14 protein-coding genes and 2 pseudogenes are annotated in these 14,254 nt (G+C 51.7%); 8 read left to right on the top strand and 8 right to left on the bottom strand.

Annotation, left to right across the window (positions count from 1 at the left end; all coding sequences use genetic code 11):
• Window position 1: 1 nt before the first annotated feature.
• Together P4D80_RS24805 and P4D80_RS24800 are read left to right on the top strand one after the other, a co-directional pair.
• Window positions 2–952 carry a glycosyltransferase family 2 protein gene (locus P4D80_RS24805; RefSeq protein ID WP_421656717.1) on the top strand — a complete coding sequence of 317 codons (951 nt, stop codon included), beginning with the start codon at window positions 2–4 and terminating at the stop codon, window positions 950–952.
• A gap of 194 nt (window positions 953–1,146) precedes the next feature.
• Window positions 1,147–1,645 (top strand): annotated as a pseudogene (locus P4D80_RS24800) (IS1 family transposase); the annotation flags it as partial.
• Between the two features lie 57 nt (window positions 1,646–1,702).
• Here the strand turns inward: P4D80_RS24800 and P4D80_RS24795 are convergent.
• From P4D80_RS24795 to P4D80_RS24780, 4 genes and pseudogenes are all read right to left on the bottom strand, one after another.
• Window positions 1,703–1,831 (bottom strand): annotated as a pseudogene (locus P4D80_RS24795) (IS1 family transposase); the annotation flags it as partial.
• 185 nt (window positions 1,832–2,016) lie between these two features.
• Window positions 2,017–3,279: a rod shape-determining protein RodA gene (gene rodA / locus P4D80_RS24790; protein WP_421656716.1), complete on the bottom strand. Its 1,263-nt coding sequence runs from the start codon at window positions 3,277–3,279 to the stop codon at window positions 2,017–2,019.
• Between the two features lie 24 nt (window positions 3,280–3,303).
• On the bottom strand, window positions 3,304–4,374 hold the full coding sequence (locus P4D80_RS24785; protein WP_421656715.1) for an Mrp/NBP35 family ATP-binding protein: 1,071 nt from the start codon (window positions 4,372–4,374) through the stop codon (window positions 3,304–3,306).
• 80 nt (window positions 4,375–4,454) lie between these two features.
• Entirely contained in the window at window positions 4,455–4,967 is a 513-nt protein-coding gene (locus tag P4D80_RS24780; RefSeq protein WP_421656714.1) for an SRPBCC family protein, read from the bottom strand.
• A gap of 394 nt (window positions 4,968–5,361) precedes the next feature.
• Here P4D80_RS24780 and hemF point away from each other — a divergent pair, with 394 nt between their 5' ends.
• Both hemF and P4D80_RS24770 read left to right on the top strand, forming a co-directional pair.
• Window positions 5,362–6,390: an oxygen-dependent coproporphyrinogen oxidase gene (gene hemF / locus P4D80_RS24775; RefSeq protein WP_421656713.1), complete on the top strand. Its 1,029-nt coding sequence runs from the start codon at window positions 5,362–5,364 to the stop codon at window positions 6,388–6,390.
• A gap of 563 nt (window positions 6,391–6,953) precedes the next feature.
• Window positions 6,954–7,334 carry an STAS domain-containing protein gene (locus P4D80_RS24770; protein WP_421656712.1) on the top strand — a complete coding sequence of 127 codons (381 nt, stop codon included), beginning with the start codon at window positions 6,954–6,956 and terminating at the stop codon, window positions 7,332–7,334.
• Window positions 7,335–7,367: 33 nt separating this feature from the next.
• Here the strand turns inward: P4D80_RS24770 and P4D80_RS24765 are convergent, their stop codons facing one another.
• The 3 genes from P4D80_RS24765 to P4D80_RS24755 all read right to left on the bottom strand — a co-directional run bounded on the left by P4D80_RS24765 (window position 7,368) and on the right by P4D80_RS24755 (window position 8,610).
• A complete protein-coding gene (locus P4D80_RS24765; protein ID WP_421659601.1) occupies window positions 7,368–7,739 on the bottom strand; it encodes a hypothetical protein in 372 nt (123 codons plus the stop codon).
• 77 nt (window positions 7,740–7,816) lie between these two features.
• On the bottom strand, window positions 7,817–7,996 hold the full coding sequence (locus tag P4D80_RS24760) for a hypothetical protein (RefSeq protein WP_421656711.1): 180 nt from the start codon (window positions 7,994–7,996) through the stop codon (window positions 7,817–7,819).
• 215 nt (window positions 7,997–8,211) lie between these two features.
• Window positions 8,212–8,610 carry a hypothetical protein gene (locus P4D80_RS24755; RefSeq protein WP_421656710.1) on the bottom strand — a complete coding sequence of 133 codons (399 nt, stop codon included), beginning with the start codon at window positions 8,608–8,610 and terminating at the stop codon, window positions 8,212–8,214.
• A gap of 128 nt (window positions 8,611–8,738) precedes the next feature.
• Between P4D80_RS24755 and P4D80_RS24750 the strand changes: the two genes are divergently transcribed.
• The 4 genes from P4D80_RS24750 to P4D80_RS24735 are packed head-to-tail and all read left to right on the top strand — an operon-like array spanning window position 8,739 to window position 13,478.
• A complete protein-coding gene (locus tag P4D80_RS24750) occupies window positions 8,739–9,401 on the top strand; it encodes a class I SAM-dependent methyltransferase (RefSeq protein WP_421656709.1) in 663 nt (220 codons plus the stop codon).
• 19 nt (window positions 9,402–9,420) lie between these two features.
• On the top strand, window positions 9,421–10,347 hold the full coding sequence (locus P4D80_RS24745) for a hypothetical protein (RefSeq protein WP_421656708.1): 927 nt from the start codon (window positions 9,421–9,423) through the stop codon (window positions 10,345–10,347).
• Window positions 10,310–10,630: a hypothetical protein gene (locus tag P4D80_RS24740; RefSeq protein WP_421656707.1), complete on the top strand. Its 321-nt coding sequence runs from the start codon at window positions 10,310–10,312 to the stop codon at window positions 10,628–10,630. Before P4D80_RS24745 ends, P4D80_RS24740 begins: the two co-directional genes overlap by 38 nt.
• The gene (locus P4D80_RS24735; RefSeq protein ID WP_421656706.1) at window positions 10,554–13,478 is read left to right on the top strand and encodes a hypothetical protein; all 2,925 of its coding nucleotides are present in this window, start codon (window positions 10,554–10,556) and stop codon (window positions 13,476–13,478) included. Before P4D80_RS24740 ends, P4D80_RS24735 begins: the two co-directional genes overlap by 77 nt.
• Window positions 13,479–13,693: 215 nt before the next feature.
• Here P4D80_RS24735 and P4D80_RS24730 read toward each other — a convergent pair whose 3' ends face one another.
• Window positions 13,694–14,062 carry a DUF1830 domain-containing protein gene (locus P4D80_RS24730; protein ID WP_421656705.1) on the bottom strand — a complete coding sequence of 123 codons (369 nt, stop codon included), beginning with the start codon at window positions 14,060–14,062 and terminating at the stop codon, window positions 13,694–13,696.
• Window positions 14,063–14,254 lie beyond the last annotated feature (192 nt).

Here is a 14,254-nt window from a genome sequence, read left to right as displayed (position 1 = left end):
AATGGTTCAACCCCTCCCCATCTCTGCCCTGGTCCCAACTCGTCACCGTCCTGCAGCCTTCGCCCGAACACTGCACAGCCTTGCTCAACAATCGGTTCAACCCGTTGAAATGATTGTTGTGGATGGTTCTGAGGATGACCAGACTAAAACGCTCTGCCATAGTCAGATTCCTGGATTACTCACCCAGATCCAATACTATCGAGCAACCGAAATTGGTGCTGCAACTCAGCGCAATCAGGCGATCGCTCGTGCGACTCAGGATGTTATCTGGCTGATGGATGACGATATTTTGCTGGAACCAGACTGCCTAAAACGTCTCTGGGAAGCCTTACAGAGCGATCCCCGAATGGGTGGGGTCAATGCCATGATCACCAATCAACGCTATCTGCCCCCTGGACGCATCAGTCGTGTTTTATTCCAATTTTTACATGGTCAATCCGAAGCCAGCTACGCCGGAAAGTGCATCGGCCCGGCCCTTAACCTTCTACCCGAAGACGACCCCAATTTGCCAGAAGTAGTGCTCGTGGAATGGCTAAACACAACCTGCACTCTCTATCGTCGGGAAGCACTGCCACAACCGTTGTTTTCGTCCCACTTTACGGGCTATTCCCTGATGGAAGACGTAACCTTATCCCTTATGGTCGGTAAGCAATGGAAACTGGCAAACGCCCGCACTGCCAAAATCTTTCATGACAGCCAGCCGGGAGATCATAAGAATAACTCCGGGGTTCTGGCAGCGATGAGCCTGGTTAATCGCCACTATGTTATGACTCAAATTTTGGAGAGGCGATCGCCCAGCGACTATATCAAACTCATTGTGCTGCAACTCTTTGAAGTGGCAGCATTGCTGCAATCTATACAAGGATGGCGATCTCTGCCCGCTGTTGTTGCCGGGAAAGCTCAGGCAGTCGCTCAGATTATGGCTTCAAAATCCCTCAGCAGTAACAATTAATCCGGCGTTGCATGATGAGAATATGAAGTCAGGGTGAGACCGATGTAATGTCCTGAATGTGGCTCAACCAGTATCAGTAAGAATGGCAAGTAAAGAGGTAAACAAAATTAGGTAGACCTCAAGAGGTAATGATGAGCGGCGCTGACCGCCATCATTTCAAACTGAAAAATCATTATGATTTGAGCACTACCCCAAATTACCTTTGTAAAGCCTGTCGTCGTCAATTTATTGAAACCTATGACCCACCTTCTCCGTATTCTGATGAATTCAAGCGTGAATGTCTCAAAATGCATGTCAATGGCATGGGATTTCGAGGCATTGAACGAGTGAAAGGCGTTCACCATACCACTGTCACTACTTGGGTTAAATTGGTGAATTGTTACCCGATGCGTATGATTTAGATGTTCCACCTGAAGTTGGTGAATTGGATGAACTGGAGACATTTGTTGGCTCCCCAAAAACAAAATCTGGTTCTGGACTGCTGTTGACCACTTCCGAAAAGGGATCTTAGGGTGGGTTCTAGGCGACCATAGGGCGGAGACATTTCGACCATTGTGGGCGATCGTTTCGACTTGGCAATACTATTTTTATGTCACTGATGGTTGGACTGTTTATCTGGCTTACATTCCAGACGGAGACCAACTTGTGAGCAAGACCTACATGACGCCAGTTGAGGGAGAAAACAGGCACTGGGCTTCTAATGAATGACTGAGGCAAGGCCTCTCTGGGTGAAGAGTTCTTGCACTGATAAAGGACGATTGCAAATAAAGGACGATTGCAAAACCCCATTGCGATTGCTGGAGTAGGGCCCTTGTCCAACCCCCAATGAGGGCGCACCCAGTTATGAAGCAATCACTGCACATCTAATACCCGTTGTATAGCTCTACACAGGTGCGTTAGAACATTGCCACGAAAACTGGGCAAGAGTTCCTCAAATGCTTTGAATTAAGGCCTGTTGTTGCCCACAAAAGGCGGTTATTCTGGAGAATGCCTTCTAAGTTCAGCATCGTTAGAGCATCTTGAAACTGCCAAACATGATCTCTTATTTCCCAATAGGTCTAATTCTAATCTCGAAAACTGAGACGCTGGCGGAAATTGGCAACTGATTGCACCAATCCGATCGCCAGAAAATTCATCAGCAGTGCAGAACGCCCGTAGCTCATCCAGGGCAAAGGAATCCCCGTCACTGGCGAAAGCCCAATCGTCATCCCAACATTCACCACCGTCTGGAACACCACCATCGACAAAACACCAATCGCAGTCAGAGACCCAAAATTATCCCTAGCATTTTGGGCAATAATCACTAACCGCAAACAAATCAGCCAAAACGCCAGCAACACTAGAAAACATCCTACAAACCCCAACTCTTCACCAACGGCGGCAAAGATAAAATCAGTATGCTGTTCGGGAATAAAATTCAATTGGGTTTGGGTTCCCTGGTGGAGCCCCCTGCCCCACAGCCCCCCCGCACCGATCGCAATGCGGGACTGAATCAGGTGATAGCCTCCCCCCAGCGGATCCTGATCCGGGTTCAAAAACATGGTCAAACGCTGCTTCTGGTAATCTTTCAGCAGTCCCCACAGAAAATGCCCCAGCGCTCCCGAAACCAGGTTAGTAACCACTGCGATAAACGTCCCCACCCGATACCAGGGCAGACTCCGCCAGGCAATAATCCCCACTACCACCACCCAGATAAACCAGGCAGGTAAAAAGATACTGAACAGGATGGCCGACAAAAAGGGGGACAGCATCAAGATTAACCAGCCCGGATTCGCATTTCCCCAGTAGAGCATCCCCATCGTGATCGCCCCAAACACAAGCGAGGTGCCTAGGTTGGGTTCTAGAAAGATCAGAATCCAGGGAACTGCCGTGACTCCCAGGGTTTTCAGGAAAACTGGAATGGTTGAAGCGGGGCGTTCGCTTAGCAGAGCGGCAATGGTAATGATGATGCCAAGCTTAGCAAACTCTGAGGGTTGCAGATTGAAGCCAAGTATTGGAATCCAGCGCTGGGCTCCCAGTTCTTCCCGGCCAAAAAACATCACCGCCAGCAAAGACAGGTTAGTAATGCCATAGATAATCCACCGCCAGCGCAGCAACTGATCATACCGCCAGCGAGCGATCGCCAGCGCCATCACCAGCCCAACGGCTCCCGTAATCCAATGCTGTCGCCAATCCGTCCAGCCCTGGTTTAGCTCCACACTGCGGATCATTACCCCGCCTAAAATAGTCAACCCAATCGGCAGCAAAAACAACCACCAGTCCACGTTTTGCCAGGGCTGGACGAAAGACTTCCAGCGAATTTGTTTGAAGGACTTTTGCAGCAACATGTGATAACAATTTCTGACGGATGACTAGGCCAACGCCGCCACTGAAACTTTAGCAGCAATCTGCTGGGCAATTTGAGTCAGGGCTCTGGCTGAGGCTGATTCAGGTTCAGCCAGGACAATGGGCAAACCGCGATCGCCCCCCTGTCGCAGAGAAATCTCCAAGGGCACACAACCCAGTAGAGGCACCTGTAACTCCTGCGCTGCCTTTTCTCCCCCATTGGAACCAAAGATGTCGTACTGCTTCTCTGGCATGTCAGGGGGAATGAAATAACTCATGTTCTCCACAATGCCCAGGACTGGAACGTCCAGTTGTTGAAACATCTTTAAACCCCGACGAGAATCGAGCAGGGCAACGGTCTGGGGTGTGGTAACAATAACGGCGCCCGCCATCGGTACGGCCTGGGTCATGGTTAGCTGAGCATCGCCGGTACCGGGCGGCATATCCACTACCAGATAATCGAGTTTGCCCCAGTTCACCTGGTAAAGAAACTGCCGGATAATTCCGTTTAGCATTGGTCCACGCCAGATCACAGGCTGATCAGGGTCAATCAGAAAGCCCATCGAAACCAGCTTGACGCCGTGATTAAAGGCTGGTTCCAGAATTTCCCCCTGGGGACCCTGCTGCACCGTTACCTTTACGTCTGCCAGTCCCAGCATGGTCGGCGCATTGGGACCATAAATATCCGCATCGAGTAAACCAACTCTAGCTCCAGCTTGAGCCAGCGCAACCGCCACATTCACAGCAACCGTGCTCTTGCCCACACCTCCCTTACCACTGGAGACGGCGATGATATTTTTGATGCCGGGTACTCCAGTACGATCCGGTACGGACTTCTGCTGTGGAGTCTCAGCCGTGACATCGACAACCACTTTTTCAACTCCCGGTAGGGTCTTCACCGCCCGCTCACAGTCCTCCACAATGAACTGTCGCAGGGGGCAGGCGGGTGTGGTCAACACCAGCGTAAAACTGACGCGATCACCATCCACTCGAACATTCCGAATCATGTTCAACTCCACCAGACTCTTGCGGAGTTCGGGGTCTTGAACAGGTTTCAAGACTTCAAGGACCGATGTGGTGTCAAGAACTTGGGGCATGGTTAACAACCCTGGCTATGGCTAGGGACTTTTAAGGGTTCTTTTGCAATCTTACCGCTAGCCTGAGTAGGATATCATACCTAGAAATCAAGACAACCTGGCTTTGTTGGTTTCAAATTTCCGGCAACTGCCTGTTCCGTCGCCTGCACCAGTTCCGAAGCGACCCGCGCCGCAAAAGGATGAATGATGGACCAAAGCAGCGGCGACAACCATCCCCTCAGGTTAACCGAGTAAGACACACAGGCCCCACAAACCGTGGACTTAATTTGATAAGTGACCTGTTCTTCCAACCCTGGAAAAACCAGAACTCTCACACTCAGCAACTCTCCCGGTCGCACCCGCTCCACAAAAATTTGAATTGGAATTGGGATCATGCGAGTCACCGCCTGGTAGATCAATCCCGGCTTAACCACCAGTCCTCTCGGAACGTTTGTACTCTCTAGAATAGGATGCCAGGACACATCCGCCAAATTGACTAGCGTTCTCCACAGGTCATCGACTGATGCAGAACTTAATGTCTGGTAAGTTCTAGCCAGAGAACGCTCAAACCAGCGGCGCTTGAGGCGAATGAATCGGGAGGAAAAGCCAAACACTTCCTTAACCTCTCACATTGAACCTGAACAGGGATCTCCTGATCGTACCCGGATTTCACTAGTTTGTTGACCCCCTTTTTGAAACATCTGGCTCAGCAGTTGTTAGTTACTAGAGAGGGGGTAGATAGGTGGATGAGTGATGAAGTGATGGAGTGGATGAGTGGATGGGTAGATGAGCTTTGAGTTCTAAGCTCTAAGTTTTGAGTTCTGAGCTATCCCAATACCAGATCCCTAGCCCCTTGCTCCCAGTCCCTAGTCTCTGCCTCCTGGCTTCTGGCTCCTGCCTCCTGATTTACATAAACAAAAGTTAACAAGAAGCGACTTGTGGTTGTGGCGGTTCCAATTCACGATAGGCTATGAAAGCGTTGAATCTGTTTAACCTGATACCACGACTATGACTGCGTTTTCTCCTTCTGAAGCGATCGCGTCCAACTCCCTCCCCCCAGTTGATTCCCGTCAGCGTGCCAGTCAGTTTCTTAAAAACCTGCAAGATGACATTTGTCAGGCGCTAGAGCAGGCAGATGGTGGAGCCCAGTTTCGGGAAGACTCCTGGGATCGACCAGAAGGCGGAGGTGGGCGATCGCGCGTCATCCGAGAAGGCAATGTTTTTGAACAGGGGGGCGTCAATTTTTCAGAAGTGTGGGGCGAAACTCTACCTCCTTCGATTCTGGTACAGCGCCCGGAAGCCGCAGGTCATGGTTTCTACGCAACGGGCACTTCAATGGTGCTGCACCCCCGCAACCCCTACATTCCTACCGTTCACCTCAACTATCGCTACTTCGAAGCTGGTCCCGTCTGGTGGTTTGGAGGCGGTATCGACCTTACCCCCTACTATCCCTTCGTCGAAGATGTAGTTCATTTCCACCGCACCCTGAAGCAAGCCTGTGATGCTCACCACGCAGAGTATTACCCCACCTTTAAACTCTGGTGCGATGAATATTTCTACCTCAAACACCGACAGGAAACTCGAGGAGTCGGAGGTATTTTCTTCGACTATCAGGATAGTCGTGGAGCGCTCTACCATGGTCCCGATACTACGGGTGCTGCCGCTCTCTATAGTAACCAGATCGGTAATATTGGCCCCCGCACCTGGGAGCAACTATTTGCCTTTGTTAAAGACTGCGGCAATGCATTTCTACCTGCCTATCTGCCTATCATTGAGCGGCGGCGATCGCTGGAATATGGCGATCGGGAACGCAACTTCCAGCTCTATCGCCGGGGTCGCTACGTCGAGTTCAATCTGGTCTATGACCGGGGTACCATCTTTGGTCTGCAAACTAACGGACGCACCGAATCAATCCTCATGTCTCTGCCCCCCCTGGTGCGCTGGGAATACGGTTATCAGCCGGAACCCAACACCCGTGAAGCTGAACTCTACGAAACCTTCCTCAAACCCCAGGATTGGGTGAACTGGTCTCTATAGAATTAGTGGTGCTGAATAGGAGGATGAGTTGAAAGGTTCAATTCATCCAACCTGGAATTTATAGCTGTCACCAGGTTGCTTAGGTCATTAAGTCTAACAAGGAGATGGGCCCCATTCAGGGTTTCCCTCCTCCCCCTCCTCAGTTTAGTGGCTAAGATTATGCTGTGGAATCAGCAACACCCCGTAGGGTAGACTACTCAGAAACAGATGGTTTTTGAGCAATGTTGAAATTTTTCAAATTCTGTCAAAACTAGATTGAGTTATAGCTGTCGCCAGGTTACTTAAGACATTGGTTTTAAGGGGGGTTGGGGGCTGCGCCCCCAACCCAGGATTCCACCCCCTGCACCCCGTCCTAAGCCTGGTAGCTATAGCTACAAGATCTGCGCTACCGGGCAGGGTCTACTCAGTCATGCTGGTTAGAGCCTTTGAGACCCAATCTGGATAACTGGGCGCTTTTGTAAAGAGTTGCCCAAATTAGCTGACATGATTGAGTCGCATTGCGAATCTATGTTTAGAATCACCCCAAGCATCCACAGTTTTTAGGAGAGGGTAAGGCAATCCCTATGGAGCAGAAATCAATTCACATGGAGCAAAGAACCTATACGACCCAGGATGGGAAGACAGTCATTGTGCTGACTCCCACTGGCCGTTTGGATATCACCACAGCCTGGCAGTTTCGACTGAAGCTCCAAGAGTGTATTTCCAAACTCAGTCACCACGTTGTTGTTAACCTGGGACAAGTCAACTTCATTGATAGTTCTGGCTTGACTTCCCTCGTGGCCGGAATGCGCGATGCCGACAAAGTTCGTGGCAGTTTCCGAATTTGCAATGTTCACCCCGAAGCGAGATTGGTGTTTGAAGTTACGATGATGGATTCCGTCTTCGAGATCTTTGAAACCGAAGAAGAGGCCCTGGAAGGGGTACCTCGTGGGATTGCCAGTTAAAACACTAAAGTTAAAACACTAAAAAGAAGCCGCCTAACGCCTGTTCTTGAAGTAGGGAATTCCCAGAGCAGTTGGGGCTTCTCTTCGTTTCGTTTGGCACAATAATACCAGCAACGTCAGTCCGTAAGGCAACATCGACAAAAACTCGTAAGGGATGTTTTCGGAACCGAGCGCCTGAATCCGATACTGAAAGGCATCGGCCACACCAAACAGCAACGCTCCCCACAAAGCACCTGCAGGATACCAGCGCGAGAAAAACACCAGTACCACCGCAATCCAGCCTCGTCCCGCCGTTACCCCCTCCTGAAACAGGTGAGGTTGAACAACCGTCAACACGGCTCCTCCCAACCCCGCCAGTGCAGCACCCACCAGAATGGCTCCATCGCAAGTGAGCGCTACATTAATGCCGGAGGCATCGGCAGCAGCAGGATTCTCCCCCCGCCCGAATTTGCAGTCCCTAGGTCATGCGAAACAGCAGGACACTAATGTAAACCATTACATTGTGTGAACAGTACCTTACCCAGCACCGGAATTTTAGAAACCAGTGGGATGGGGTCATCCGAAAGCCCAGTTACCCGTGCTGTCATGGATCCAAACTGCTGACAATAAAGGTAGGTCGTTAATCCCTGACCAAACAGTACAAGCGTTATAGCGGTAGTCATTATGGTTAGGGGTGCAGGGGTTCCACCCCTGCACCCTGTCCTAAGCCTGGTGACTATAGCTATAACAAGGAATGGTGGGCTGTGCAGTCGCCATTGCTAACAACTCAAAAATCATGACGATTTGGGCACTGCCGCAAGAACAATACAGGATACCTTATCAGTCTGCCCCAGCACTTTGTGTAACAAGCTACACCTCTAAATAACAAGCTACACTTCTAAAAAGTAATTCGCTGAGTGACCCAGATGGGTTCTCCCTCTTCTCCTGTTTGGGGCTTTGCCAGCCGCCAGGTTTTGCCCTCTTTCTGGCGCTGCAAATAGACCTCAAATGGATTTTGTTGCTGAGTCACCTTACGGCTGGGTAACTGAATCGTGTAGTCATAGGTGCCCCGAACCCGGTATACCCGTAAATCGTCAATCGTGAGCGGAGTTTTTTCGGTAATGACCACCCGATTGATCTGAATATTTTGGGGCTGGGATGGAAGTCGCAACTGTTGACTGAGTAACTGTTGGGTTTGACTGAGCTGAAGGGCGATCGCCCGCTCCACCCATTGCTGGCCTGGCCCTCCGCCAATCCCGCCACAGGCGGTCAGTACAAACATCAGCGCGATTGTCACCAGTACCTGTAGTATGGACTTCCCTATCTTCATAACATTTCAACCAGGCCATTTTTTGCTGGAGCCAGCATCCTTCCAGGGTTAGTATAAAGCTGAACGGGCTTCGATTCTGAAGCGGAAATGGAACCATGGGAAACAAAAACCTTAATCTGAGCGATCGCCTCTACGATTACTTGCTCTCAGTCTCGCTGCGGGAACCTGAAGTTCTGGCCGAGTTACGCCAGGAAACGGCTCAACTGCCCATGAGCATTATGCAGATTGCTCCAGAACAGGGACAGTTTATGGCTCTGCTGATCCAGTTAATAGGAGCAAAAAAAGCATTGGAGGTTGGCGTTTTTACGGGTTACAGTTCCCTCTGTGTTGCTCTAGCAATGCCACCAGAGGGCAAATTAGTGGCCTGCGACATCAGTGAGGAATATACGGCGATCGCAAAGCGCTACTGGCAAAAAGCAGGGGTTGCCAACAAGATTGACCTGCGGATTGCGCCTGCCCTCGAAACGCTGGATCACCTGCTGGCATCTGGACAGGCTAATACCTTTGACTTTGCTTTTATTGATGCCGATAAGAAAAATTATCCGAACTATTACGAACAAGCCCTGCAACTGGTTCGCCCCGGTGGGTTGATTGCAATTGATAATGTCCTCTGGTCAGGGAGAGTTGCCGATCCAGCCGACCAGGACAGTAGCACTACTGCGATTCGGGCTTTCAATCAGAAGTTGCATCAGGATGAGCGCGTCCGGATCAGCCTGTTACCAATTGCAGATGGGCTGACGCTGGCAATGAAAGTATGAAGCACCAAATGAACCCCTGATGGCTTCTTCTCCTGAGCGTCCAATTATTCTAGAACTGGTGGTGCGATCGGCCCATCCGTCTCTCCTGGAAGGTCTGGATGTCTGGTTGCAGTTAGGGCTGCTATCAGATGAGGTGGTTCGACAGATTTGCCAGGAGCAGTTGAGCTGCCCTTTGCGCCAATCGGTAGCTATCACTGTGGAGCCAGAGGAAGCATTCATCGATCCTTTCTCAGAACCCGCCTCTCCTCCCCTAGAAGAGCCAGCAGTAGTTCGGCCCAACAGTTGGCTAACCCAGATGATGCAGTCTTTCATGGCCGAGATCAGCGTTGTATGGCTGCTGTTCCTGGGCGTATTCATGGTGGTAGTGTCATCTGGAGTCCTGGCGGCTACCCAATGGCGCAATTTCTCTTCCATCGGGCAATATTTAATTTTGCTGAGCTATACGCTGGCCTTTTGGGTAGCCAGTATCCTGACCAGGCGGCGATCGGCTCTGCACCTGACCAGCCGCATGTTGCAGATTACAACCCTGCTGATTATTCCAGTGAACTTCTGGATGATGGATGGGTTCCGGTTATTGAGTAGCCCTCTGGGTTTGGTCGTGGCCGCGATCGCCGCCTTCAGCCTCACCGCCATTACCCTCCACCTGCTCACACCCACTTCCTCCGAATCCGGCAATACGTGGTTGACGGCGGGAACGGCGATCGCCCTGAGTTGGCTGCACTGGGGTTGGGGTTGGGCAAGTTTTCCCCCTGGTTGCAACCTACCTGGGGACCGTGGGAGCAGCGCTGGTGCTGGTGTATCAGGACTGGGAGAGAGTTGGGGGAGTTGGGAGGCAGGGGACAGAGGGCAGAAGTCAGGAATCGGGAGTCGGGAGTCAGGAATCGGGAGTCGGGAGTCAGGAGTCGGGGGTGAGGGGGCAGGAGGTAATTCAGAACTCAGAACTTAGAACTCAAAACTCTCCCGCCCCCTCACCCCCTCACCCCCTCACCTCCGGCTTCATTGCGGTTGCCTTTAGCGCACTACTGCTGATTGCTAGAGCGGTTTTCGTTGCCCAGGTACCCATTACACGGCTGGGTTTGGCGGTGGGAATTGGTGGTTGGGTGCTGGGCTGGTTGTCGCGAAAAAGAGGCGAGTCGGGCAGGCTGGGCAAGCGTGGGAACGGGACTGCTGGCTGTGGGATGGCTGGTTGCGGTGACGGTCACTCCTCCCTGGCAGGCGATCGCCATTAGCGGTTTGGGACTGTGGCTTCTGGCAGATTACCTGTGGTGTTCTGGCGAGGGGCAGTACCTGATAGCGGGTTTTCTGGTGGGACTACAAATGGTCTGGCTGTTGTGGCGTGTTGTTCCACCCGACTGGCAGCAGTGGATCATTAATGGCTGCATCCAACTGGCTGGATCAGAGGCCATGCCCATCTCTCTGTCTGGACTCTGGTTTTTCCCCTATCTGCTGCTAACTATTTTTCTGGCAGTTTATTTCCGGCACCGGCAACAACCCGATCTGGCAAAGCAGACAGAGGTACTGGCGCTCGGTCTTGGGTTGGTGCTGGCGGCAGTGAGTGGAGGCAATTCCCTGGTGCGCTTGCTCAACCTGACTCTGTCTACCGTCACCTTGGTGGCAGTTCTCCGCCAGCGCAGACAGCCAGAGGCACCTCTGGTGTACCTAACCCACGGAACCGGGTTAGCTGCGATCGCCGCAGGCATCTACTATCTCTTTCCCAACCTCAGCCTCAACAACTCGGCAGTCATTCTGATTGTTGGAATGTTACTGGAGTGGATATTTGCAGGATCAGGCGACAAAAGTACCTGGCACTTCGGTCTTGTTCTTGCCGCCATTAGCTACCTCTTTCTGCGTGAGATGGCCTGGCAGGAGGAGAGCAATGACTGGGGAATTGTCTGGTTAGTAACACCGCTGGCACTGACTGGTCTGGCTTTTCGGAGAACGTTTTCTCCAGCGAGTTTGGCAGCCTGGTTAAGTGTGCTAGCTCTTGTTATGGTTCAACCACTGACGTTTGGCTCCAGTGGGGAACGGTTGGCCGGTTTGGGAATCGCCACGGTACTGATGCTGCTGAATACTCAGAGGTTGCAGCACTTAATCGCCGCTTTATTGACCGTTGGTTTTGGGCTGGCGTTTGCAGCCGCGACCGTTTGGGAGGTGTTTGGCGAACATTTAAGGCTTGAATCGGCGGTGAATTTGCTGGCGATCGCCATCCTGCTTCTCTGGCTACTGCGAGGGGCATTATTACGCCGCAGAACGTTGCTGGCAGAGCAATATCGAAAGGCAACGGATGGTTGGGCGATCGCGCTTACCCTCTTCACCCTCTTTCTATTGACCTTGATCAATCTGGCCCTTTATGGAGAGTTTGATTCTGCGAAATGGCTGTATGTTTCAGCCGCTGCCCTCCTGGTTGCAGCGACTGGCATGCGACTTTGGCAGTCCATTTACAAAGGCGGTTTTTATCTCCTGGCCTGGAGCCTGGAACTATTTCTACTGGGAGCCGTTGCCCTCACTGGGCGATCGCTCGATACTCTGGCAACTCTCAACCTCGCTCTAGGTCTGGGGACTCAATTCCTGGGCGACTGGTGGATGGCAAAGGCTAGAATCAGAAACCCGCAAACCGCAGTTGAGGAAAACGCTGTCAACCCTCAAAACCCAGAACCGAACTCTCAAACCCCATCCGCTACCCTTTCTCCTTCCCACTCCCTCCTCCCCACTTCTTCCTCCCTCCACTTCATTCCCCTCCTCTACGCCGCTTTGGGCCTTTTCTTACAGCATCGCAGCTTTACAGCGTCTACCGGATTCTATACCCTCGCCGCTTCACTAGTTGGAATTGGTATCGGTCGTCGGCAAGTTGCCTTCAAACCACTGACCTACCTCTCACTTTTTGGAATTTCCTGGGGAGCCTACGAATTGTTGCTCTACCAGCTATCCCAGGCAAAGGGGGATCACCGTGGGGATGCCCTGGTATTGATGGCGGCATTAGCGGCATTCCTGGCGATCGCTCTCCGTTTCCTCCTGCCCTGGCTGATTCCCTATCTCCGCCTCACCCCACCAGAAATCCGAATCATTGCCCATCTCCACTGGGCGCTGGGTAGCCTTCTGTTGCTGGGCGCGATCGCCCTTTCCCTCAGTCCCCAGGGAGAGTGGTGGTGGGTTGGTGTGTCAGCCATTCTCACTGCCTACGCTCTGGCAACCGCCCATCACTCCCCCCTCCGCTCCCCTCCGCCCCTGACTCCTTCTGCTCCCCCCTCCTTCTGGACCTACGCCGGAATCATCCAGAGTCTCATCACCCTCGCTTACTTACTCCACCTGCTCCTGCCCAACGAGGTCCTGTTCGATTGGGCCGGGGCGATCGCCACCCTGATTGCTGGTCTCCTCTATTGGACACCCTGGCATCGCTGGGGCTGGCAGCGTCATCCCTGGCGCAGGTCGGCGATGGTTTTACCGGGTATCGTACTCCTGCTCTTTGGCGGCAGTGGAACGATTCAGAGTTTGCTGATTGGGGCAGCGTTCTATGCCTGGTTAGCAAAGGCAGAGCAACGGGTGCGCCTCAGCTACATCAGCATTCTGCTGGCAAATTGGACTGTGATGAGGTTATTTGACCAGTATGGAACCACAGAACTGCTGTGGTATGCGGCTTTACTGAGTGCTTCCCTGTTGTACGTCGCTCAAATTGACCCTGGGCTGCGATCGCCCAGCGAACGAGACAAACGCCATCTCCTCCGCTGTCTCGCAACGGCCCTGGTTTGTCTGACCGCCCTTTACCAGTCTGAAGTTGGAATCGCAGGAATCCTACCCATTTTGGTGAGCATGATCAGTATCGGGATTGCGATCGGTTTCGTGATGGCAGGCATTCTGTTACAAGTTCGAGCATTCCTCTACATCGGGACTCTGGCATTTATCATCCAGGTGCTGAGGCAATTGTGGCTGTTTATCAACGACTACTCTCTGCTGCTGTGGGCAATGGGTGTTGCGTTAGGGCTGGTCCTGATTTGGATTGCTGCAACCTTCGAAACCCGGCGCACTCAAATTTCGAATCTCGTACAGTACTGGACTTTTGAACTGAGCGAGTGGGAATAAGTAGCTAGGCACAATTAAATTAAGGATAATTTTCGGGGGTAGAGGGGGTGAAACCCTCTGCCTGGGGGCGCAGCCTCCACCCCCGCTTTACCAATTAATTATGACTACCTACTTAACTGCAAACAAAAGGGCAATCAAACGTCCAGATGAAAGCAAACCTTGTTATGAAAAATAGGGAACCACTTAAACCGTTATCTCAACTAAGCTAGCCGTTATTACTGGATGGTCACCACAGGTTCAACCAGAGCCTGATTTTCTAGGGTTTTTCTCTCGTTTTTTTCCTCCAGTTTCTGCTGCTCATTCGGGTCAAAAGTTGGTATGACTTCATCATGGATTTTCAAACGTGAACAGGGAATGGTATCAGACAGAATTGCACTTGCCATCATGCCACAGTGAATTTCCAACATCGCTTCAGCGACAGCCTCAAATACCAAACGCTGTCCTGGAAAGACCACCCGTTCGAAGTACCACCCAGGAATATTGGTAATCCGAGCAACCTGAATTCGGCTGGTGACGTTTACATAGCAGCAGATAATCTTTCTACTGGCACTATCTGAAGGTAGCGGGTCAAAAATCTGAGCCATAAGAGGAGCTTATCCCAATTCGATAAAAGACCCTATCAAGCTAACACCCTGCGATCCCATGCGCTGTAAATCCGATTACCAACCGACTGGCTAGAAGGATGAGGATGAAGGGTGAGGAGGAAGGGGGTTGATCTCGCAATCAGGAGACAGTGCTATCGTAAAGATATATGAAATTAATTTTCAGAATTTTCG

The sequence above is a fragment of the Leptothermofonsia sp. ETS-13 genome (assembly GCF_049200465.1).
Classification (GTDB): domain Bacteria; phylum Cyanobacteriota; class Cyanobacteriia; order Leptolyngbyales; family Leptolyngbyaceae; genus Leptothermofonsia.
The sequence above is the reverse complement of the archived record's forward strand: the minus strand, read 5'-3'. Positions and strand labels throughout refer to the sequence as shown.

What these genes read in the sequence shown, in the direction of transcription:
- hemF (WP_421656713.1), top strand. Translation starts at nt 5,362, where the DNA reads ATGACTGCGTTTTCTCCTTCTGAAGCGATCGCGTCCAACTCCCTCCCC.
- P4D80_RS24805 (WP_421656717.1), top strand. Translation starts at nt 2, where the DNA reads ATGGTTCAACCCCTCCCCATCTCTGCCCTGGTCCCAACTCGTCACCGT.
- P4D80_RS24750 (WP_421656709.1), top strand. Translation starts at nt 8,739, where the DNA reads ATGGGAAACAAAAACCTTAATCTGAGCGATCGCCTCTACGATTACTTG.
- P4D80_RS24730 (WP_421656705.1), bottom strand. Translation starts at nt 14,062, where the DNA reads ATGGCTCAGATTTTTGACCCGCTACCTTCAGATAGTGCCAGTAGAAAG.
- P4D80_RS24770 (WP_421656712.1), top strand. Translation starts at nt 6,954, where the DNA reads ATGGAGCAGAAATCAATTCACATGGAGCAAAGAACCTATACGACCCAG.
- rodA (WP_421656716.1), bottom strand. Translation starts at nt 3,279, where the DNA reads ATGTTGCTGCAAAAGTCCTTCAAACAAATTCGCTGGAAGTCTTTCGTC.
- P4D80_RS24760 (WP_421656711.1), bottom strand. Translation starts at nt 7,996, where the DNA reads ATGACTACCGCTATAACGCTTGTACTGTTTGGTCAGGGATTAACGACC.
- P4D80_RS24745 (WP_421656708.1), top strand. Translation starts at nt 9,421, where the DNA reads ATGGCTTCTTCTCCTGAGCGTCCAATTATTCTAGAACTGGTGGTGCGA.
- P4D80_RS24785 (WP_421656715.1), bottom strand. Translation starts at nt 4,374, where the DNA reads ATGCCCCAAGTTCTTGACACCACATCGGTCCTTGAAGTCTTGAAACCT.